The following is a 20896-nucleotide window of genomic DNA, read 5'->3' as shown; positions in this document are numbered from 1 at the left end:
CTTTCACGGTCGGCGGGCCCGGGCCGCCCCGGCACGCTGGGGTGCCGGGGCGGCAGACGGGGGCAGGGTCGCGATGGCCCTGAACTGTGCCGTGCGGACGGGACGTTCCTGCTGGGCAGGCGGGGGCATGGTGCGCAGCAGTTCGCCGAGGGCGGCGCGGTAGCCGTCGCGGGCCTCCAGGGCTGCTTCCAGCCACTGCGCGTCGAAGCGGAGCTTGTCCGCCGACAGTTCGCCCATGTCGCGGTCCGGGTCCATGTCGGCGTGGACGCGGTCGCGGACGCGGGCGACCTGCTCCTCGGTGAGCGCCAGGAACGAACGCAGCTCCAGGGCACGGGTGAGCGCGGGGGAAGCATCCTGGCCGGCAGCCGCCTCGTACAGCTCGGGTACCGGCTTGCCGAAGACCTTCTGCAGGTCGTCGTCCATGGTGCTGGCCTTGTCCCGGCTAATCGGGCGGCCCTCGTCGACCGCCACGCCGACGCCGGTGCGGATGTACCGGCGGGACGGTGGGGAGCGCTGGTCTGCACCGCCGGGCCGGTGCGGGGCCGGAGGCGGGCGAGGCGCTGGGCGGCAAGGTCCTTCTTCCCCGGAGCGTCCGGGTCGAGGAGCCACCGCACGACCATGGCCCGGCCGTCGCGGGCGGTGACGGCCGCGTTCACCCGGTGGGCGAGGCCCATCGTCGGATCGTCGACCTCGCTGGGCTGGGTCTGCAGCGCAGCAACAAGATCGTCCTCCGCACGGTCCAGCACGGACTGGGCCTCGACGAGAAGGCCGTGCCACTTGACGACGTCGGTGGCGTCGGGATTCGCGGTCGGCGCGGCGGCGACCGCGGACTTCAACTGGTCCATGCCCATGCCGAAACGCGCTTCGATCCGTTCGGTGAGCACGCCCACGACATCCTCGGACTCATCGGATATGCCATCGGGCAAAGGGAAATCTCCTGTTCTCAAAAGGCCGATCCCTGGGGAATGGGGGACTGCCGTACCCGGTGGCTCAGCCGCTTACGCGCACCTGCTTGGGCCTGTCAGTCCAGGCACATCCGGACGTCGCGGTAGACGTACGTGCCGGAAACCCAGCCGTTGACGCCGGTCGTCTTGTCCGTGATGTAGAGCCAGTTGCCGCTCTTCTTGTGCACGCTGAAGCGGTGGCTCTTGTAGAGCACGCCGAGCGCGGTGGAATGCGTGGTGGCCTTGGACCGAATGGTCACGGCCGCGGTGTGCACCTCGTACGGCAGCGGCGGCTGGGACGAGCAGCTGCTCGCGGGGGTCGCGCTGGCGGTGGTGGCGGACAGCACCGGCAGAGCGAGGGCGCCGAGCATGGCCGCGGATATGGCAATTCGGGTGGAGCGCATGCGGAAGAAACCTCCGTGAAGGCATAGGGATTGCGGGGAAAGTGCCGCAGGGTTGTCCCGGCGGCTGTATAAGAGTCCGGAGAATCGCCGGTTTGGCTAACCGGCGATCGTCGGCTATGTTGCGCCGCCCTGGTCGGCTTTGACGCTCAGCGTGAGCGGCCGGGCGGGCGCGGCGCAGGGGCCTTCGGCAAGCCGGCCGGGCGGCTGGCGGCGGCTGCCGGGCGGACCGGCGGGAGAGGGCCGGACTCGCCGGTGAGGCGGTCGTCGCACCACTGCGGTGCCTCGCCGAGCGTGTCGAAGCCGCCCTCGCGCAGGGTGTGCGTCCACGTCTCGGTGTCGACCTCTTCGACCACGACGCGGAACGGTGAGGGGGCTCGCTCGTCCAGGGCGCGCAGGGCCACGACGATGACGATGTCTTCCGGGTCGTCGCTGGTGTAGGAGTAGCCCATGGCGTAGTGGTCGCCGTTGCCGGCGAGGCGTCGCTCCAGGGCTCGCGTGGCCTCGTCCGCCGGCGGCGGGCCCAGCGGGGCGAGGGCGATGGCATCGGGCGGACAGCCACGGTGGATGAGCCAGGACTGTGCCATCGCGGGCAGCGGTAGAGGGGCATGCTCGAAGCTGAACGTCCGCCTCTTGTGGTCCCGTTGCGGATGCACGGCGAGCACCTGCGGCACGCCGGGGTGTCCCCAGGTGGCGGTGCGGTCGAACAGGACGTAGTAGCTGCGCGCCGCGATGGCGCAGGTTCACGGCTCCCACGGCTTGCAGGGCGTCGCGTAGCCACAGGGCCGGGTTACAGCCGGCTCGGGGCGCAGGGGCGCCGAGGGACATAAGCTTGGCTTCGACGTACTCGTGCCCTTGCTCCTGTTGTCTCACCTTCTGGGCAGAGCGGTCGGAAACGCGCGGGCTCGTCGATTCCTGGATGCGGTCGTGTTCCAACCCGCGCGTCGGTGGTGGTTTTGGCGCCCTCCACGAGCGAGTTCGCCGCTCGGACAAGCGAGGACGACGACTGTGGGGATGGTGGCGAGCTCGTCGCGTACGACGACGGCGTCGGCGGTCTCCAGGGCAAGGTCGGAGCTGGCCTTGCCCATGGCGATGCCGGTGTGCGCGGCGGCCAGCGCCGGGGCGTCGTTAACGCCGTGGCCGACCACCAGCCCCCTGCGGCCCTGGTCCTCTACTGTAACTCCCGTACGGTGACGACCTTGTCCTGCGGGAGCAGTCCGGCGCGGACGTCGATGATGCCGACCTGGGCGGCCAGGTGGCGGGCGGCGCGCTCGTTATACGCCGACAACTTCAGGTCGGCGCCGGTGAGGTCGGCGCCTGACCTCCGGCGGGCCTAGAAGCGGCCCTCCTTGTCCAGGTTGATCAGCATGACGATCCACACGGCGGCGGCCCGCACCACGCCCAGCGCCTCAATCCGGGTCAGCTCCACGTCCTTCTGGCCGCCGCCGTGGCGCACCCAAGGCATCGCGGAGCCGTAGTTGTGCAGTTGGTTGATCGCCTGGCACAGCGGGGTGCGCTCGCCTTCGGGGAACAGCCGGCGAAGCCCGGAATTGATGTCCTTCTGCCCGGAGGCGATCTTGACGACGCCTTCCAGGGTGTTGACGGCCAACGCGACGGCCTGGCGATCGTCCCCGGCCTTCTGGGCGGTCAGGGCCTTGGACCAATTGCTCCGGGCGGTGGCGTACTTCCCGGTGAGCAGGGTCAGCGGGCGGACCGTGGCGTCCTGGACGTCCAGTTCTTCGGCCCCCTCGTCGTCCTCAAGGAAGGAGCCGTCGACCATCACGAGAGCGATTTCGGCCTCCTTGAGGATCTTGTTTACCCTCTCGTCGTAGGCCGATGATCCCCACATGCCGTTCGAGGTCAGGGCCTGCTCCAGCAGGTCGAAGACCTTGGGGTCCGGCAGCCGCTGCAACTGCTCGTTGATCCATTCGGGCAGGTCCCTGCCCCACAGGCCGGAGGGCACCGGGATGTCGAGCCAGGCGGCGAGGGTCGCAACCGCTTCCTCCTCCAGGGCGTGCACGACGTCCTGGAGTACTCGGCGTAGCCCGGGCGGGGCTACCTCACGTTCGTGACTCATCGTCAGTCCTTGGGCGCGGCGTGGCGCTTCAGCCTTCATTGTCGCCGAGCCGGCTGCTGGGCTCGGCCCGTTTTCGTATGAGTGAGCCGCGCTGGACCACGCCGGGGCGGCGGGTGGCGTGCGTTCCCGGCCAGCGGAGTGGCCCAGGAGTGGCTCTGCCCTGCGGTCCTGGGAATTAGGCCGTCGGGTCAGGTGCCATGCGCTGCCCGTGCGCGTGGCTGAGCAGGTACAGCGCCGCTTGCAAGATGAGCGCGACGTGGTGCTTGGGCGGGGTGCCGGCCAGGCCGTGGAGGATGTTGTTGCGCAGGTTCATCCCGCGGTCGGGGTCGACCAGGAGAAGTTCCAGCGCTCTGCTCCAGTCCGCCGGATACCCGGCCTCCGGCATGCTCTTCAGGAGCTTGCCCAGCAAGTCGACTCCACCGGGGCTCGGCCCCCAGGCCACGGAGACGACAGGAACCCGGGAGCGCAGGAGTTCCCGGAGGATCTGCTCGACCTGTGGCAGGGCGACGCACGCCGCGGCGTCGAATTCCTCCAGCCAGTAGTAGCAGAAGGCTCGGGCGAGGGTCCGCGCGCGCGGCTCGGGCAGCACCGCCTCGTGTGCCAGAGCGGCGGTCATCTCGAACTCGTCAGGTCGAAAGCGTTCGTGGATGCGGTCGAGCTGGATTGCGGTCAGGATCCCGAACAGTCCCAGGCCGCGGACCTGCATCGCCACGGCGAGGTCGTCGTTGGCCTCGACGGGCGGTCGGACGAAGACCGGCCCGGCTGGGTTGATGCGCGAGCACGGGATCCGTAGCAGGCCCTCGAGCGCGCCGTCGGCCTCGGCCTGCGCCCGCATCGCCGGGTGGATGTCCTGCACGGTGAGCCACAGCGCGGTCCGCAGATCCTCGGCTGCATCGACCCGGGCCTGCTGCCCGGCGATCAATGTGCGCGGGATGGTGCCCTCGGGCCGGATGGAGGTCCACTCCGGCGTGGTCTGCTGCAGGGCCATCTCGGCACGGGCCCGCAGGTCGGGCAGTCCCCGCTTCTGCGCCTGGGTCGCTGCCTCCGTCAGCAAGTACAGGCGGCGGTGCCTTGCATCGGCGGTATCGGCGGCGTCGAGGAGCGTGTGGACCACGGCGGCATCGATCTCCGTGTGGCGGCTGGGGCCCGCGTCCTTCCACAGTGCATCGAGGAAGCCAAGCCGGACATCCACGTCGCGGGCGAAGAGGTCGGCCGCCCGTTCGGCGAGGTCCGCGACATCGCAATCCAGGGTCTGCAACGTTTCCAGGACAACCAGCAGAGGTCCCCCCTCGTCCTCGGCGCTGGCTAGGAAGCGCTCGGCAAGGGCGAGGGCGTCCTTGGTTGCGCGTTCACGAACGTCGTGCTGCTTGAACTTGAGGGACAGCTCTCCGGCCCTCTTTAGGCACCGGGCGGCCCGCGGCAGCCCGTGGCCGTCCTGGGCGGCCAACAGCAGCTGCGCCGCGTCGAGGTATCCGGAGGCCGCGCCACGAACGTGGTCGGGTCTACGGCCGTGTCCGGCGTCGAGCAGCAGATGATGAAGGTGGCCACGGAGCAGAGGATCATCCACGTGGTCTGCGTATAGGCTCCAGATCTCCAACTGGGTCGGCGGAATCGGCGGGGCCTCCCGCGCCTCCTTCCGGGCCTTTAGCACCTCAGACGGCCGGCGACGCAAGGCCGCGACCAGCGCATCCCGCTGCTGCTCGACGGTCGTACTCGAACCGACGTCCATGGCCGTGAGGGAGAAGGCGACGGCTGCGTTGGAGACGGCGTCCTTCGCCGCCGCCATGAGCGCTGTCAGCACGCTCGGCTCGATCTGCGGCACGGGACCTCACTTTCGTCACCAGCAGTATCGAAGCAGCCGGTGTCCGAGCGCACTGATTTTCGTGCGCCCTGGCGGGAAGCCCTCGGGTTCAGCGGCCGCGTCGGCACGGCCACGGTGACGGGCACCCCGAACATGGCCACCCGCGCAGTTGCACCCCGTCGGCGTCGATGTCGTACAGACCGAAGCGGAACCGCGCGGCGGAAGGAGCCGCAGTAGTAGTGTTCGACCACGAAGGTCTTCGATTCCTTCTCCGGCAGCAGCTCGGCCGCGTACCGCCGGGCGTCGAACCCGCCCTCACCAACGTCACGGAAGGAGTGCCGTGGGCCGTTCCACCGCTGGCACCAGACGGGGACGGTAGGGACTTCGGCCAAGCCGTCGAACAGAGGGGTGTCTTGGACGGTAGTCACGGCCGCGAGCGCGGCGCGCTGGTAGCGTCGTCAGCAGAGCGGCAACACGTGGAAACTGTCCGCAGAAGCTGTGCGGGCTGTCGTGGTGTTCGGCGAGGGGAACGAGCATGTCCTCGTGGACGGCGACCTTGCGGTAGAAGTCAAGGTACTTCTCCTCGTCGGCGTCGAGGTCGTCCAGGTCGAAGTCGACTTGGGGGATGGACTTCCGGTCCGGGTCCGGCGCCGGTCGGTGGGAGACAACAAGAGCCTTTCGGTGAAGTCAGCGCCGCTGCGCCGGGGCGAGCCGGGACCTTCGGCGCCTGCACCGTGGGAGCCCGGCGGGCGGCGAACAGCGCGGCCCGTCCGGCGTCGGTGAGCGCGACCGGCTGGCCTGCGTGCACAGGGTGGCCGGTGTCCCGGGCGACCAGGCCGGCGTCCTCCAACTGCTGCAGCTTGGCGTGGGGGATGCGGGTACCGGAGGCGGCTGTGACGGACATCCGGCCGGTCAGCAGGTGTTCGTAGAGCTTGGCGCCGCCGGCGATGGCGAGCAGCGCCGCCTGGTCATCCGTCGAGAGCTGCCGGGGGTCGGGCGCGCGAGCCGCCGCTGCTGCTTCGATGGGCTCCAGGGCGGCGAGCACCTTCCTAGCCGCGGCGTCCCGCGCGGCGGTGGCCTCTTCCAGCTGGTCCATGGTGCGGTCGATGCGCGTGAACAGCGCGCTGTCGACGTCGAACTCGCCGCTGGACAGGCGGTTGAGGAGCCGGAGGTAGAAGGTGACGCTGGTCTGGGCCTTGGCCAGTTCACGGGGCCGGTCGACCAGGTGGGCGTGCTGCTCGTCGAGGATGCCGCGGTCGCGGTAGGCCCACAGGGTGTCGATGTCGTGCCCGGTGACGGCTTGGAGGCGGTGGTCGAGCGGGGAGACCGCACGCCGGGTGGGTGCCGGCGCGGGTGGAGGGTGCATAGGCGGATCTCTGTGCGTTCAGCGGGTGTGATGGTGCGCGGGGTTTGGGGCGGGACGGGGTAGCCCCGGCAGTGCGGTGGGCGGCGGACCGGGCCGGGGTACGGGAGCGCGGGTGGTCAGCTGCGGGGAACGCGAGCGTGCCGCGTGGGTGCGGGCGCTCAGCGGCCGACGGGTCATCCCTAGGCGGCGGCCGACTTCGTCGTAGACGTCGTTGCCTGCTCGCGGCCGGATGGCGACGACGTGGATCTCCTTGGGATGCGCGGACTCCGCGGGTGCCGGGCGGACGCCGTAGACGACACGCCAGTCCTTGCGCAAGTCCACGAACAGCTTCCTGAATCCCTCCAGGTCACCGTCGAGACGCAGGCCGAAGCGCTGCGCGTTCACGACTTCCTGCAGGTAGGCGAGGGTGAGGTCGCTATGTCGCTTGGGGCCTGGAGGAGATCGGTCAGCGCGCGGGGGTCGAAGCTCAGTGCGAAGGCGGGCTGTCCCGCTCCCGCGGTCATGACGTCGGCTCGTCCGGTTCGGCGGCTTGTGTCGTGTTCGCCGTCTCCGTGCGCACGGACGGCGGCGGGCCGGGCAGAAGGCGGTGCGCGGGCCGGTCGGGCGAGGTCATGCAGGCCGACAGCGGCCCACCCGGCGCGCGGATCGCCGCGACGGCGTGGGTGAGGAAGTCCCGGTGCCACACGAACAGACCGGCCAGCCCGGCTTCGGGATCCTTGTGCTGCTGGTAGGCGAGCCACAGGGCGTGGAGCCAGGCCACCACGTCGTCGTGCTCCTGCCACTGCAGGCACCAGGGAGCCGCGGTGGTGACCTCCGCCCCGTACACCGGGAGGAAGAAGTCATCCACCCATTCGGACAGGGCGTCGAGTTCGTCCTCGCGTTCTTCTCCGTCGAGTTCCAGGATCGGGCGGGGCTCCGGTGGAGCGGCGGGAGGCGGCCCACCGAGTCCTGGCATGCCGAAGGCCGCGAACGGTGATCCGCTGGGCGGCGGGGCAGACGCGAGGTGGTCGAGCTGCTGAGCCTGTTGCGCCGACTGCTCCATGAGCCGCCGCACGCTCGCCTCGATTCCCTCCAGCTGTCGATCCGGAATACGAACCGGCTCCAACTCGCCATCGTCAGGCGACTTTGTTGATTCGGGCATTGAAAAGCTCGGCCTCCTACGAGACACGGGATGAGAAAAGGACGGAAGCGTCTGCGCGCGGCCCATCCGGCGAGCTGCACGGCCACTACGGCGGTATGTCGCCGACGGCTACGCTTGGGGAGCCGGTCGCCTTGGCAGCAGGCAAGGACGGGGCTCAGCCGGTAAGGTCCACGTCGTCCTGCGTGAGGGTTTCGCGGATCGTCTCGGTGAGCCGGTCGGCCGCGATCGACGCGTAGTGCTCGGTCTTCTCCACGCCGATGAAGTCCCGGCCTTCCAGCAGAGCGGCCACGCCCGTGGAGCCGGAGCCGGCGCAGAAGTCGAGGACCGTGCCGCCCTCGGGGCTGATCTTGACCAGCTCGCGCATCACCTCGACCGGCTTCTGCGTGATGTGCCGGCGCTGCGCGCCCGACGGCTGCGACGCCGAGTACATGCCGGGCAGATAGACCGGGTTCTGGGAGCCGTCGATCGCCCCCTTAGACGCCCAGACGATGAATTCGCAGTTCTGGGTGAACCGGCCCTTCTGCGGCCTGGCCTGCGGCTTGTGCCAGGCCAACACACCGCGCCACAGCCACCCCGCGGCCTGGATCGCGTCCGTCGTCGTCGGGAGCTGACGCCAGTCGGTGAACAGCAGCGCGGTCCCGCCGGTCTTCGTCAGACGGTGCGCTTCGGTCATGATCTGCGTCAGCCAGAACGCGTAGGACCTCTGGTCCATGTTCTCGCCGGTGAAGTCTGCGAGGTCGTTCTTGGCATCGGCGGAGGTGTACTTCTGCTTCGCGGAGCGGGTGGTGCGCTCCTTCGCGGTCCGGCCACCGCTGTTGTACGGCGGGTCGGTGATGACGGAGTCGACGCAGCCGTCCGGAAGGCCGGAGAGAACGGCCAGGGCGTCGCCCTGGTGAAGGGAAAAAGGCAAAGAGGGGCCCCTATTCGGGTGCGGATTCACGGTGGGAACTAGCCGCCTCGCACAGGAGTCCTCGCAGGCCGGAAGTGGGCGTGCAGAAGCCCAGGGCCGCAGACCGAGGAGGCGAGGGGAGTCCAAAAACTGTAGAGGCGAATCCGCCGACGACCAAGAAGTGCCGTGCGAGGGTGCCGGATTCCGGCACCCTCGCGCCAGCTTTTTGGTCAACCGCCAATCCGCATCTACTGTTTTTGAACCGCCCGGCGCACACCGCCGCTGGCTACTCCCCCGCCACACCTCACGGAGGTACCCCCTTGCCCCGGCACACCTAGCTCACGGCCCGGCCAGCTGGGAGCGAGCGGCAACTCGCCCCGCATCGGTTCGCCTTGATCGCCCACCCCGGCCGCCGCGCCCTTCCACCACGCCTCGCGCACGCGGCACGCCGGACACCGCACCCCCGAAGGACACGCTCATGACGTCTCGCTACCCACCCCTGCCCGACCTCGCTGACCCACGAGCGGTCCGCTCCGGTTGAAGGCGCTCGCCGCCGGCATCGGCGTCGTCTTCCTCTCCCCGCTTCTGCTCGCCGGCACCGGCATGATGATGGCGTCCTCCGCGGACGCCGTTCAAAGCAGCAGCAGCTCCCTCATCTGCCTGAACGACATCGACACCGGCAAGGTCGCCGAGCAGGTCACCAAGATCCTCGACGGGGCGTCCGGCAAGACCGTCCACGTCGAGGGCCTGGACCTGCCCGCCGAGCAGGTGCCCAATGCCCAGACGATCGTGGCCACCGGTATCAGCCTCGACGTCCCCAAGAAGGGCCAGGTCATCGCGCTCGCCACGGCGATGCAGGAGTCGAGGCTGCGCAACCTCAACTATGGCGACAGGGACAGCCTTGGGTTGTTCCAGCAGCGTCCCTCCCAGGGCTGGGGCACCGCCGAGCAGATCCGTGACCCGACGTACGCGAGCGAGCAGTTCTACAAGCACCTGCTCAAGGTGAACGGCTGGCAGCAGATGACCGTCACCCAGGCCGCCCAAGCAGTACAGCAGTCCGGCCTGCCGGACGCCTACGCGCAGTGGGAGCACCTGGCCACCGCGCTGCAGGAAGCCATCGCCAAGACCTTCCCCGGCGCCGGCAACAACAAGGACGCCAAGGAGCCGAACCCAGGCAAGGACCCGGGAGCCGGCACTACCGGCTGCGCTCCGGGCCAGGACGGCTCCGGCTTCGGCCCGATCCCCGAGGGCAGCGTCCCGAAGGGATACAAGATCCCCAAGGACGCCGACCCGAAGGCACGCAACGCCATCGAGTGGGCGATGCACCAGCTCGGCACCCTCTACCAGTGGGGCGGATCCTGCACCAACGCCCACGGCCCCGACCCGATGGGCCGCTGCGACTGCAGCTCGCTGATGCAGCAGGCGTACGCACACGCCGGCGTCACCCTCAGCCGCACCACGTACACGCAGGTCAACGAAGGCCAGGCAGTCTCGCCCGCCCAGCTCAAGCCCGGTGACCTCATCTTCAGCCGCGGTACCGCGGGCCGTCCCGAGCACGTCGGCATGTACATCGGCGAGGGCCTCGTGATCGAGGCACCGCGCACCACCAAGCCGGTCCGGATCACCCCGATCAAGGACTGGACGATTCTCGCCGCCCGCCGCGTCATCTGACGCCACCGCCCGGCCACCGCTCCAGGCCGGCCGCCGCGGCGATGTCCCGCGCCCCGAGCGCATCTCCCCACCCCCTCTGCTTTCCCTCCCCCCGCCGGCCCCTCGTCTGGCCCGCGTATGCAAGGAGCCCGCCACACCTATGTCCCTCCCTCTCGCAGACCGCGTCATCCAGCTCGCCTACGACCCAGGGATCTCGCCCAAGGGCGGCGGCCTGCCCGGGCTCAGCGTGCTGAAGAACGTCGTCAACTCGATCAACATGTTCGGGATCATCGCCGTCGTCGGCGCCCTCGCCGTCTCGCTCGGCGTGTGGGCATGGGGGCACCACACCGGCGGCCACCAGGCCGAGGCCAACGGCAAGAAGGGCGCCGTCGTCGCCGCGGGCGCCGCCCTCGGCCTCGGCGCCGCGAACGGAATCGTCGCGTTCTTCTCCACCCTCGGCTCGCAGGTCCACTGATGCGGAACCGATTCCCCACCCTCTCGCTGACCTCTTACGGCGTCGGCTGGTCGGCCAACCGACGCATCGCCATCGTCGCTCTGATCGTCACCGTCCTGCTCACCATCGCCGCAGCCGTCGCCTGGCTGTCCGGCAGGGGCAACGCCCACCGGGATCCGACCGCTGCCGGGCCAGCCGCGACGCACAGCCCGTCCTCCTCCGAGGCCCCCGCCCCGAAACCCGAGGCCGACTCCGGTTCTGTGCCCAAGCCTCCGCAGATCTCCGAGCCGGTCGCGTACGCCAAGGCAGCAGCCCAGATGCTGTGGTCCTACGACACCCGCGACACCAGCCGCGACCAGCAGCTCGCTGGCATGCGCGCGTGGATGACCAAGGAGCCCACCTATGCCGACTGGGCGTCCGTCTCCGGCCAGGTCCCTGATCCGTTGCTGTGGTCGCGAATGGCCGACCAGGACCAGCACGCCACCGCCCGCGTCACCGAAGGCCACTACCCGGGCGCGTTCAAGCAGGCCCTCGCCGAGGACCCCTCGGCGATCACCGAGGCGTACATCTACGTCGTCACCGTCAACGGCGCGCAGCAGATCGCCTGGAAGAAGGGCGGCGGCGGAGCCGAGGAGCGCGCCGTGACCCTCGCCGTGCAGTGCCGCCCCGGCCACGACTGTGCCCTGGCCGCCATCGCTCCGAGCGTCACGCAGTGACCCACGCCTGACACGAGACAAGGAGGAGTAATTCCCCGTGGGTTTCTGTGATTACCCCCTGGCGGACAAACTCTGTGCCGTCGGCGACGCGGTCGATTTCGCCTCGGACCCTGGCAAGGCCATCGGTGACTGGATGGCGAAGTCCGCAGGTGAGCTGGCTGCGGCAGCGGCCGACTTGGCAGCCAAGGCGGTCAACACCACCACGAGGGTGGACCTGAACGCCGGTTGGTTCCGCGACAACTACGAGATGCTGCTGCCGTTGGGCCTGGTCCTGCTGGTCGCCACCTTCTGCGCGCAGCTCGTCCGGGCCGCCGTCAGACGCGACGGACAAGCCCTCACCCAGGCGTTCACCGGCACCATGTCAGGGGTCCTGTTCGCGTTCTGCGCCATCGCCCTGACCACGGTCGCCGTCGAAGTCGTCGACGCCGTCAGCGACGGCCTGTTCAAGACCGCGCACCTGAGCATCGAGTCGGCCGTGCGCCGCATCGTGAAGGTCAGCCAGATCGGGTCCCTGGCCGGACTCGGCTGGCTCGTCCCGGTCGTCGTCGGTCTCGGCGCCGCCATCGGCGCCTTCCTCTACTGGTGCGTGATGATGGTCCGCAAGGTCGGCATCCTCGTCATGGTCACCCTGGCCGTCTTCGCGTCGGCCGGCGGCGGCTGGGAGGTCGCACGCCGCTGGTGCAAGGGCTGGATCGAAGCCACCGCCACCCTGGTCGTCAGCAAGCTGCTGATGACTGTGATCTTCGTGCTCGGCATCGCCGCCATGGGCAAGACCGACGCCACCGACGGCATCGCCGCCCTCGCCGACGTCATGTCCGGCATCGTGATCATGATCCTGGTGCTGCTGTGCCCCTATGCCGTCTTCAAGTTCGTGCACTGGGCGGCCGACGGCACCGACGGCGAGTCCATCCACCGCGCCGGCGGAGCCGGAGCGCAGATCGCCAAGGCCCACGCCGAGAACGCCGCCCGCAAGGCCGCGGCCGCAGCGGCCACCGCAGGGACCGGCGGAGCGGCAGCTGGAGCGGGTGTCGCCGCCGCGGAAGGCCCCGACGCTGGCGGAGGCGGATTCCCCGGCGACATCGCCGCCAACCCGACCGGCGACAGCGGCGGCGGCAAGGACGCTTCGCAGGGTGGCGGAACGGGCGGCTCGCCCGGTGGCGGTGCCATGAAGTCCGGCCTGGAGAAGGCCGTCCAGCCCGGGCCGACGAGCGTGTCGGATGACACCAGCGGCCAGGTGGGCGGCAGCCCGGGGCCGGGTGGATCCGGCATGAGCGCCGCGTCCGGCCAGCAAGGCGGCTGGCAGTCAGTGCCGCCGACCACGACCCCGCCGCCGCAGGGCGCACCACCGTCCCCTGGGGCACAGAACGCCACGCCCAGCGGGACGGCCTCACCGCCGCCGCCTGCGACCGGCCTCTGATCCCCTGTCCGTCTACCGGGGGCGGGACGTGTACTGCACCCCCGCCCCCGGGTTTCCGCCCGCGCTTTCAGGACCCACCCCTTGACTGATCTCTCCGTCGCTCCGGTCACGGTGAAGTTTCCGCACCGGTCCCGCCGCGGCATCCTCCTCGGCCTCTCCCTGCCCCAACTCGTCCTTGTTTCCTGCACGCTGGCGCTGTTGCTGATGACGGTGGTCTCCACCGGGCTGGTCGGCGCCGTCGCCCTGGCACCGCTGTGGGCGGCATCCGGTGCGCTCGTGGTGATCCGACGGCACGGACGCTCCCTGATCGACTGGGCGCCGATCGTCGCCCGCTACGCACAGCGCCGACGCACCGGCCAGACGCTCTGGCTCGCCCGGCCCGTCACCCGGCCCCGGCAGGACGGCATCCTCCACCTGCCCGGCACGGCCGCCTCCCTCAAGGTGGTCACCCCCGGCGACTCGGCCAACGGCGCCGCGGCCGTGCACGACCCGCACCGGCAGACCCTGACCGCCATCGCCCGGGTCAGCAGCCGCGCCTTCGCCCTCCTCGACCCCGCCACCCAGAACCACAACGTGGGCAGCTGGGGACGCGCGCTTGCGGGCATCGCCCGCACCGGGCACATCGCCACCGTGCAGGTGCTGGAGCGCACCGTCCCCGACAGCGGCGACACCCTCACCCGCCACTGGGCCCAGAACGGGCAGCCCCAGACACCGGTCGCCGGACAGATCTACTCCGAACTGGTCGCCTCGGCCGGTCCCGCCGCCGCACCCCACGAGACCTACCTCGCCATCTCCCTCGATCTGAAGGCCGCTCGGCGCCTGATCTCGCAGGCCGGCGGCGGGCTGCCCGGCGCGTTCACCGTCATGGAGCAGACCACCGCCTCCATCGCCCAGGCAGCCCGCAACGCCGGACTGATGGTCACCGGGTGGCTGACTGCGCGGGAGATCGCTGCCGTCATCCGCACCGCCTACGACCCGGGGGCCCTCGCCGCACTCCAGCAGTGGTCCGACACCGGCCGCGCCGAAGCAGACCCCGCAGCCGCCGGACCCGTCGTCCAGGTCGAGGAGTACGACCGCCTCGCCACCGACAGCGCACGGCACGCCACATATTGGGTGGAGAACTGGCCTCGCACCGAGACGAACGCCGGCTTTATGCACGGCCTCATGTTCACCGCTGGTGTGCGACGCAGCCTGTCCCTCATCTACGTACCGCAGGGGCTCGAGTCCGCGCTGCGGGACGTCCAGCGCAAGAAGGCCGCGATCATCGCCGACGCCAACGAACGCGCCCGCCGCGGGCAGGTCGACAGCGAAGAAGACTCCGTCGAGTACGCCGACGTCAAACAGCGAGAGCGCCAGCTCATCGCCGGACACGCGGACGTCGCCCTGACCGGCCTCGTCACCGTCACCGCCGAGACCGACGCCCTCCTGGACGCCGCCTGCGCACAGATCGAGACCCACGCCGTCACCTCGGGCGTCGACCTACGACGGCTGAACTACCAGCAGCCCGACGCGTTCGCCGTCGCCGCACTCCCCCTGGCCCGCACCACCCTGTAGCTGCCAGTTCGCCCCCACACCCCGCTCCCGCCCCTTTGACGGCAAGGACCTCCCATTGATCCCTCCCCGTCCCAGCGCGCCCGACGCGCACCCCTACCTTCGGGCCGCCACCGCAGGCGTCCGCCACCACGCTCGTGCCCTCAACCGTGCCGCGCCCCCGGATCGCGGGCACCTCGACACCCTCCACGCCCACCTCACCGAACTACACCGGTACATCGACCAGTTGGCCGAGGTAGCACGGCCCCCGCACCCTGTAGCAGGCCGCCACCTCGCCACCGCGCACACCCGCCTGTGGCAGGCCACCACCGAGCTCCACTGCGCCTTCCACCTGCTGCCCGGCAACACAGCGCAAGCAGATACCGAGACGAGCGCGTGCCATCCGGAACGGCTGCCCGACGGGCCGCCCGTGCTGACCATCTGCCAACGCCACCTCGCCACCGGGCACAGCATCCGGCGCAAGACCACCCCCACCGACCTCCGTCCGCACACCACGGCCTGCGTGCGATGAGCACCACCCGCAGAATCGAGGGCCCCCGATGAGCCACCGGCCCACTCGCCGCGCCCGCCGCGCCTCCGCCAGCCCGCTGTTCACCCCCCACGGCACCGACCGGGCCAGCCGCAAGGCAGCCCGCCGCCAGCTCGCCGAAGCCACCGCCAAGGCCCGCGCCGAAGCCACCGCCCACCAGGCCGAGAGCACACCCGCCGAGCACGAGATGCCCGCTCCGCTCTACCCCCCGAGCGGACGTTCCGGGCCCGCCTCCGCGCGCAACAACCGGCTGAAGCTGCCCGCACACCGCATGACCACCGCCGTGGCCGCCGGCGCCTACCCCTTCCTCGCCGAAGGCGGGCTCGGCGCCGAGGGCATCTACATCGGCCGCGACGTCCACGCGGAAGCATCGTTCGTCTTCGACCCGTTCGCGCTGTACGGCAAGGTCGAGGGATTCACCAACCCCAACCTCCTGCTCGCCGGAGTGATCGGCCAGGGCAAGAGCGCGCTCGCCAAGTCCTTCGCACTGCGCTCGGTGGCCTTCGGCTACCGCGTCTACGTTCCCTGTGATCCGAAAGGCGAGTGGACGCCGGTGGCGAACGCGCTCGGCGGCCGGTCCGTCGCGCTCGGCCCAGGACTGCCCGGACGGCTGAACCCCCTGGATGCGGCCCCGCGGCCGGACAGCGTGACGGAGGCGGACTGGGTCGGCGAGATCCGCAAACGGCGCCTGCTCCTACTCGGCTCCCTCGCCCGGACCGTCCTGGGCCGGGACCTGATGCCCATGGAGCACACCGCCCTCGACGTCGCCCTCGACGCCGTCGTCACCCGCGCCGCCGCCACCGGCCGCACCCCGCTCCTCGGCGACGTCGCCGCCACCCTCAACACCCCCAGTGCGCTCGACGAAGCCGCCGGCATGATGTCCGGCCAGCTCGGCGACGCCGCACGCGACCTGGCCCACGCGATACGCCGCCTCGTCCACGGTGACCTGGCCGGCATGTTCGACGCCCCCTCCACCGTCGCCTTCGACCCGCACGCGCCGATGCTCACCATCGACCTGTCCCGGCTCGGAGGATCCGGCGACGACACCGCCCTCGTCCTGGCCATGACCTGCGCAAGTGCCTGGATGGAGTCCGCCCTCTCCGATCCGAACGGCGGCCGGCGCTGGATCGTGTACGACGAGGCGTGGCGCCTGATGCGGCACGTGGGGCTGCTGCAGCGGATGCAGGCCCAGTGGAAGCTCTCCCGTGGCCTCGGCATCGCCAACCTCATGGTGATCCACCGGCTGTCCGACCTGCTCACCGCCGGCGACGCCGGATCACAAGGCCGCGCCCTCGCCGAGGGCCTCCTGGCCGACTGCAGCACCCGCATCATCTACCGCCAGGAGACCGACCAACTCCACGCCGCCGCCGCCCTGCTCGGCCTGACCTCCGTGGAAATGGACGCCATCGCGCACCTCAACCGGGGCCGTGGTCTGTGGAAAGTCGCTGGCAGATCCTTCATCGTCCAGCACCTGCTGCATCCCCACGAGCTGGCGCTCTTCGACACCGACGCCCGAATGCATTGAAAGAGCGTCTAGTTCACGAATCCTGACAACACCCCATCGAAGGACTTTCGTATCTCCCCGCGTGACCCGGACTTCGACCTGTACGACAACGTCGGCCGCGACGCCGACCAGATCCACGCCGCCCGGTACAACCTCGCCACCCGCGGCGACCTGAAGCGGTGGGCGCGACGCGACGCGCAGCCCTTCCGCGACGCGCATCCGCTGCCGGACCAACCCTGGCCCGCACCCGACCTCACCCCCTACCTGGACGCCCTCGCCGCGGCTCAGACTCCGGCGGAGATCGAAGCAGTCACCGACCACTTCCTGGACGCCGCCGAACCTGCACTGCGTGCCGTGAGCGACTACCTCGTCGCCGCCGCCCGGTGGCGGCGGGAGAACCGCGGTGCGGCCAAGGGATCTCCCTCAAACCTGCTGATGACAGCGGCCAGCCGGGCACTGTCGGTCCTGGCCCTCGCTGACGAGGCCGGCCTGAGCAGGCTGCGCGCCGCCTACGACCCGGCCCCCGCCCCCGCGACCCTGGGGCTAGCGCAGGTGTCCCGCCCGCTCCTCCGTCCCCCGGCGCGGCACCCCGCCGATAGCTCTCTTTCGGCGATTCCTGTCCCGCCCGCCTCTCGCAAACGCGATCCCGAAGGACCACCACTGTCGATCGACATGGCACCGCCACCGCCTGCACACGGAGTCCTCTTGAAACGTCCCCCTCACGTGAACGCCACCGAATGGGCCGAAGACCAACAACGCCGAGCCGAACTCGACGACCTCATGGCACAGGTCGCCGACCAGGAAGCCCAGATGGAACACGACCTGATCGCCACCCACGACGAGTACGAACTCGGCTTCAGTCAGGAGTCATAGCCGGGAGTCACCCCCGCTCGACGGACGCCTCCACCACACCGATCGCCCGCCTCCTCCCGCGGGAGGAACCGTGGCCGCTGACGAAGCGAGCACCCCAGACTCCCGCCGCGTTGCCTCGCTCGCACCGCTTCCCGACCACCGCAACGTGGACACCCCGTGGTGGCAGGAGCTGTGGCGTAGACACGCGCACATCACCACGCCGCTGCGGGCGCGCGGCCTGCAGTGCGACATCGAGTTCGGCCTCAGCGCCTACATCGTGCGCGTCTCGCTCCCCGACGACAGTTACCTGATCATCGGTCCGCAGCAGGAGCCGTCCTCCGAGCGCCCGCCGGGAAACCCGGAGGGCTGGATCGCGACGCGTGAGCACCCCGACGACCCGTCGCTGTTCGAGGTCCTCTACGACTCGGCCCCCTCCGACGACCCCCGTGCTCCGCAGCGGCCCGAAGCCCGCCACGGCGGCAGCGCCCAGCCCCTGATCGAGGCGATCGACCAGCGCCTGGCCCAACTCGGGCTGCTGCCGCACTCTGTCTTGCCCGGCGAAAGCCCACACGTGGACTCAGCCCAGCCGGCGCCCGCGCCCCAGGCCCAGGGCGTCCCCGGCACACCGGACCGTGCTCCCGTCTACGTCTACGGCGACGCGCTGCGCGCTCTGACCGACCGACTCAACGGAGCGGAGTCGCACGCGGATGCCGCTGCCCTGCTGCACCAGATCCTGGAGCCCACCGACGGCCTGCTGGCGCAACTCGGCGAGTTCTTCGAAGCAGCCGGGGAGAAGGCCAAGGAAGCGGAGGAGGACGACGGCTTCGACCTGTCGTACGACCTCGCCGACGCCGCCGCCGAGATCCGCAACCTCGCAGAGGTCCTGCACGTGGCCGAGGACCGGATGCGGGCCCTCACCCCCCTCGCGTCGGCACCGCGACTGCCCTGCAGCCCGGCCCGTACACCGTCCCTTCCCTCGCGAGTGCTCCCGCCGGCGCAGCCGCGGAACGCGCGCTGACCCGGACCATCGCTTCCCTCCAGGAACACATGACCTCACCCCGCACCGACCTGGCCGCCTTCGCCGCCGGCCTTGCCGCGCGCCTGCCCGGCACCTGGACCAGCCAGTACCAGTGCCACGCGCAGTACGCGGACCAATTCCCCTGTACCGAGCAGCTCTGGGACACCGGTCACGTCGACTATGTCGTCAGCCACGTCCTCACCCACGACGCCGTGCTCCACGGGCCGGCCGACCAGAGGCTGTACGTGACCGACCGCCCCCGCTATCTGCACCAGTTCGTCGTCGCCCCGCTCGCGCCCGACAGCAGGCACATCAAGCCCCACCACTTCGCCGGAGTCGAGGAACCCAACGGCATCGCCGTTCCCAAGGACCCCGCACGCGCGGCAGCACGAGTCGCCCGGCGGCTGCTGCCCCGCTACGAAGAAGCCCTGCAGGCCGTCCTCAACAACGCGGCGCACCAGCCCCAGCCACCGCACCGGCCCCAACCGCCACAGGTCGACCAGGTCCTCACGCTGACCCTCTACAGCGACGGCGCCCTCGGCGCGCCGTACGAAAGCGTGCCGGTCGATGCCCGCATGACGCTGTACGCCCACGGCTTCCAGTACCACCCGCACCAAGCAGCGTTCCTCCTGCCCACCGCCTACGGGGACACCGCTCGCGCCCTTCGCGTCCACGCCGTGGTCCAGCAACTCACCGCCCAGGGCATCGGCGTGAACCAGCGCCACTCGGCGCCCACCACCAGCGCCGCCCTTCCGCCGGCCTCAGCGAAGGCCGCGTCCCCGATCCGCCGTACGCGCTGACCCGCCCCCAGACCTTGGAGTCTCCATCCGCATCGCCCGCCGCACCCTGCCGCTGTTCGTCGGCGCCGCCTGCCTCGCCCTGGCGCTCACCGGTTGTGCCACCGACAACGATGCTGCCGTCGCCAAGCAGACGCCCAGCGCCAGCAGCGCGCCGCAGCCGGCGCCTGCCCTCAGCGCCGCCCAGGCCCGCGCCGTCATCACCCACTACTCGCAGATCAACAACGAGGCCAACGCCGATCGCAACCGCGCTCTGCTCGGCACCATCGAGGACGGCCCGCTGTACGCCATGTCCGTCTCGGACTACGCCGAGACCGAGGGACTTCCCGCGACCGACCGCACGCCCTACAAGCCCTGGTCCTACGACACCGCCAGCACCACGCTGTACATCCCGCGCCTGGCCGCCGGACAGGACCGCTGGTTCGCCGCCGCGCTCTCGGACGACAAGGGCAAGGCCCCCTCGCGTCTGGCGGTGTTCGCCGAACGACCCCAGCACAAGCGCTGGGAGATGGTCTCCGTCGTCGACCTCGACAGCCCGAAACTGCCGGACATCGCACTCGACCACGACGGGTACGCGACGGCCGTCGCCGCCGACGGCAACAAGCACCTCGCCGCCGACGCCGGCGTTCTGCGTGCCGCGGTGCTCGACAACTTCGCCACCGGCGGCACGCACACCGGGACGAAGGTCTTCACGCCAACCACGGCAAGCAAGCGGCAGATCGAGGTCCACGACAAGACTGGCACCCGCTACGGGGACCAGGGCACCACCGTCTTCGCCGGCGCCGACAACCGCTACAAGGACGCCTACGCCCTCAAGACCACCGACGGCGCCGCGCTAGTTCTCTTCTCCCACATGCACACGCAGACCGACGCCGTCGCGCACTCCGGCCTGCAGATCAACCCGGGCAAGGAGGACCGGGCCTGGCTCCACGATGTGCCCCGCACCTCCATCAGGTACACGTTCGTGTGCAACGACGCCGCCACCGTCCCCGCGAAGGCTGCCCCGTCCCGCCTGATCGGCTACACCTGCGCCCGCACCGATGCCTCCGGCCCGCCGGTCCCGTCCAGGTCGGACCGCGTGTAGACGCACCCGCGCGCCACCTGATGGCCGCCGAACATTTCCCGCCCCCTGCTTGCTGCGGAGAGCTCCCTGTCCACTCGCTCCTTCATCGCCCGCCCCACCGTCGGCACGGGCTACAGCGGCATCCACGTCCAGCTCGACGGCGTGCCCAGCCACCACCTCCCCCTGCTCCTGGCCGCCTACCAGTACAAGTTCGGACGCGACATCAAGGCCATGTGCCGGCACCTCATCGACGACGTCGCTCTCGGCTGGGACGAACTCGGCACCGATCTCCTCGACGATGCCCCGCCCGCACTCGTGACCGCGCTGACCGGCGGCAACCACTGGCCCAGCCGAACCCTCGACCACCTGGTCACCCCGGACGGCTCGCCGCCGGTACGCATGTCGGTCACCGACGAGACCGCCGATGCGCAGGACATGAAGTGGGGGTACGTCCTGCACAAGGAGGGCGTCGAGGTGATCAGCCTCCTGCACGAGGACATCGGCCCCATCGTGAGCTGGGCCATCGACCCGCGCACCGCCTTCAACGACCACCCGGCGGCCTGGTCCTCCCGCGACTCCCCGCCCGCTATCCGGGCATCGCGCAGCACGCCGAGTCCGAGCGCTCCTGCCGCAACCCCGGCAAAGGCCGGCCCCTCGCGCCCCACCGCCCGCCGCTAGCTTTCCCTCGTCTTCTCGGAGCCTTCCCTGCCCCCGCGCACCACGCCC

Annotated in this window: 20 protein-coding genes and 3 pseudogenes; 12 read left to right on the top strand and 11 right to left on the bottom strand. The window is 70.4% G+C overall.

Going from position 1 to position 20896, the window contains the following annotated elements:
- Positions 1-3 precede the first annotated feature (3 nt).
- From ACFPZJ_RS12305 to ACFPZJ_RS12255, 11 genes and pseudogenes are all read right to left on the bottom strand, one after another.
- On the bottom strand, positions 4-447 hold the full coding sequence (locus ACFPZJ_RS12305; RefSeq protein WP_381021291.1) for a hypothetical protein: 444 nt from the start codon (positions 445-447) through the stop codon (positions 4-6).
- Positions 447-926 (bottom strand): annotated as a pseudogene (locus tag ACFPZJ_RS12300) (hypothetical protein); the annotation flags it as partial. The pseudogene ACFPZJ_RS12300 and the gene ACFPZJ_RS12305, both read right to left, overlap by 1 nt.
- A 95-nt stretch (positions 927-1021) precedes the next feature.
- Positions 1022-1348: an SH3 domain-containing protein gene (locus tag ACFPZJ_RS12295; protein WP_381020452.1), complete on the bottom strand. Its 327-nt coding sequence runs from the start codon at positions 1346-1348 to the stop codon at positions 1022-1024.
- Between the two features lie 146 nt (positions 1349-1494).
- Positions 1495-2079, bottom strand: a complete 585-nt coding sequence (locus tag ACFPZJ_RS12290; protein ID WP_381021289.1) for a hypothetical protein — start codon at positions 2077-2079, stop codon at positions 1495-1497.
- A 258-nt stretch (positions 2080-2337) separates the two neighbouring features.
- A pseudogene (locus ACFPZJ_RS12285) lies at positions 2338-2627 on the bottom strand (HAD family hydrolase); the annotation flags it as partial.
- Between the two features lie 51 nt (positions 2628-2678).
- Positions 2679-3422 carry a hypothetical protein gene (locus ACFPZJ_RS12280; protein WP_381020450.1) on the bottom strand — a complete coding sequence of 248 codons (744 nt, stop codon included), beginning with the start codon at positions 3420-3422 and terminating at the stop codon, positions 2679-2681.
- 175 nt (positions 3423-3597) lie between these two features.
- Positions 3598-5244, bottom strand: coding sequence for a hypothetical protein (locus ACFPZJ_RS12275; RefSeq protein WP_381020448.1), 1647 nt, complete (start codon positions 5242-5244; stop codon positions 3598-3600).
- Between the two features lie 547 nt (positions 5245-5791).
- Entirely contained in the window at positions 5792-6589 is a 798-nt protein-coding gene (locus ACFPZJ_RS12270) for a hypothetical protein (protein ID WP_381020446.1), read from the bottom strand.
- Positions 6590-6607: 18 nt separating this feature from the next.
- Positions 6608-7092 (bottom strand): annotated as a pseudogene (locus tag ACFPZJ_RS12265) (hypothetical protein).
- Complete coding sequence (locus tag ACFPZJ_RS12260; RefSeq protein ID WP_381020444.1) at positions 7089-7631, bottom strand: DUF4913 domain-containing protein; 543 nt, start codon at positions 7629-7631, stop codon at positions 7089-7091. The pseudogene ACFPZJ_RS12265 and the gene ACFPZJ_RS12260 overlap by 4 nt, the downstream one beginning before the upstream one ends.
- Before the next feature lie 253 nt (positions 7632-7884).
- Positions 7885-8640, bottom strand: a complete 756-nt coding sequence (locus ACFPZJ_RS12255) for a DNA-methyltransferase (protein WP_093721462.1) — start codon at positions 8638-8640, stop codon at positions 7885-7887.
- 516 nt (positions 8641-9156) lie between these two features.
- On the opposite strand from ACFPZJ_RS12255, the gene ACFPZJ_RS12250 reads away from it, so the two are divergent.
- The 12 genes from ACFPZJ_RS12250 to ACFPZJ_RS12195 all read left to right on the top strand — a co-directional run bounded on the left by ACFPZJ_RS12250 (position 9157) and on the right by ACFPZJ_RS12195 (position 20848).
- Complete coding sequence (locus tag ACFPZJ_RS12250; RefSeq protein WP_381020442.1) at positions 9157-10290, top strand: C40 family peptidase; 1134 nt, start codon at positions 9157-9159, stop codon at positions 10288-10290.
- 139 nt (positions 10291-10429) lie between these two features.
- Positions 10430-10744, top strand: coding sequence for a DUF6112 family protein (locus ACFPZJ_RS12245; RefSeq protein WP_006143162.1), 315 nt, complete (start codon positions 10430-10432; stop codon positions 10742-10744).
- Positions 10744-11439: a hypothetical protein gene (locus ACFPZJ_RS12240; protein ID WP_381020441.1), complete on the top strand. Its 696-nt coding sequence runs from the start codon at positions 10744-10746 to the stop codon at positions 11437-11439. Before ACFPZJ_RS12245 ends, ACFPZJ_RS12240 begins: the two co-directional genes overlap by 1 nt.
- A 37-nt stretch (positions 11440-11476) precedes the next feature.
- Positions 11477-12856: an SCO6881 family protein gene (locus ACFPZJ_RS12235; protein ID WP_381020439.1), complete on the top strand. Its 1380-nt coding sequence runs from the start codon at positions 11477-11479 to the stop codon at positions 12854-12856.
- A gap of 81 nt (positions 12857-12937) precedes the next feature.
- On the top strand, positions 12938-14410 hold the full coding sequence (locus ACFPZJ_RS12230; protein ID WP_381020438.1) for an SCO6880 family protein: 1473 nt from the start codon (positions 12938-12940) through the stop codon (positions 14408-14410).
- Positions 14411-14465: 55 nt separating this feature from the next.
- Positions 14466-14918, top strand: coding sequence for a DUF6238 family protein (locus tag ACFPZJ_RS12225; RefSeq protein WP_381020436.1), 453 nt, complete (start codon positions 14466-14468; stop codon positions 14916-14918).
- 28 nt (positions 14919-14946) lie between these two features.
- Positions 14947-16461 (top strand): ATP-binding protein, encoded by a 1515-nt coding sequence (locus ACFPZJ_RS12220; protein ID WP_381020434.1) that lies wholly within the window; start codon positions 14947-14949, stop codon positions 16459-16461.
- Positions 16462-16794: 333 nt separating this feature from the next.
- A complete protein-coding gene (locus ACFPZJ_RS12215) occupies positions 16795-17313 on the top strand; it encodes a hypothetical protein (RefSeq protein ID WP_381020432.1) in 519 nt (172 codons plus the stop codon).
- A 70-nt stretch (positions 17314-17383) separates the two neighbouring features.
- A complete protein-coding gene (locus ACFPZJ_RS12210; RefSeq protein WP_381020430.1) occupies positions 17384-18310 on the top strand; it encodes a hypothetical protein in 927 nt (308 codons plus the stop codon).
- A 29-nt stretch (positions 18311-18339) separates the two neighbouring features.
- Positions 18340-19110 carry a hypothetical protein gene (locus ACFPZJ_RS12205; protein ID WP_381020429.1) on the top strand — a complete coding sequence of 257 codons (771 nt, stop codon included), beginning with the start codon at positions 18340-18342 and terminating at the stop codon, positions 19108-19110.
- 25 nt (positions 19111-19135) lie between these two features.
- Entirely contained in the window at positions 19136-20191 is a 1056-nt protein-coding gene (locus ACFPZJ_RS12200) for a DUF8094 domain-containing protein (RefSeq protein WP_465269679.1), read from the top strand.
- Between the two features lie 141 nt (positions 20192-20332).
- Positions 20333-20848 carry a hypothetical protein gene (locus tag ACFPZJ_RS12195; RefSeq protein WP_381020426.1) on the top strand — a complete coding sequence of 172 codons (516 nt, stop codon included), beginning with the start codon at positions 20333-20335 and terminating at the stop codon, positions 20846-20848.
- Positions 20849-20896 lie beyond the last annotated feature (48 nt).

Origin of the sequence: Streptomyces bullii (assembly GCF_042657145.1) — a bacterium.
In the GTDB taxonomy this organism is placed as follows: Bacteria; Actinomycetota; Actinomycetes; order Streptomycetales; family Streptomycetaceae; genus Streptomyces; species Streptomyces bullii.
Note: the sequence above shows the minus strand (reverse complement) of the source record. Positions and strands in the feature narration are given on the sequence as shown.

Bases quoted from the DNA above. Each gene is read 5' to 3' on its own strand.
- ACFPZJ_RS12295 (WP_381020452.1), bottom strand. From the start codon at position 1,348: ATGCGCTCCACCCGAATTGCCATATCCGCGGCCATGCTCGGCGCCCTC.
- ACFPZJ_RS12280 (WP_381020450.1), bottom strand. From the start codon at position 3,422: ATGAGTCACGAACGTGAGGTAGCCCCGCCCGGGCTACGCCGAGTACTC.
- ACFPZJ_RS12270 (WP_381020446.1), bottom strand. From the start codon at position 6,589: ATGCACCCTCCACCCGCGCCGGCACCCACCCGGCGTGCGGTCTCCCCG.
- ACFPZJ_RS12260 (WP_381020444.1), bottom strand. From the start codon at position 7,631: ATGGAGCAGTCGGCGCAACAGGCTCAGCAGCTCGACCACCTCGCGTCT.
- ACFPZJ_RS12245 (WP_006143162.1), top strand. From the start codon at position 10,430: ATGTCCCTCCCTCTCGCAGACCGCGTCATCCAGCTCGCCTACGACCCA.
- ACFPZJ_RS12240 (WP_381020441.1), top strand. From the start codon at position 10,744: ATGCGGAACCGATTCCCCACCCTCTCGCTGACCTCTTACGGCGTCGGC.
- ACFPZJ_RS12220 (WP_381020434.1), top strand. From the start codon at position 14,947: ATGAGCCACCGGCCCACTCGCCGCGCCCGCCGCGCCTCCGCCAGCCCG.
- ACFPZJ_RS12205 (WP_381020429.1), top strand. From the start codon at position 18,340: ATGACCTCACCCCGCACCGACCTGGCCGCCTTCGCCGCCGGCCTTGCC.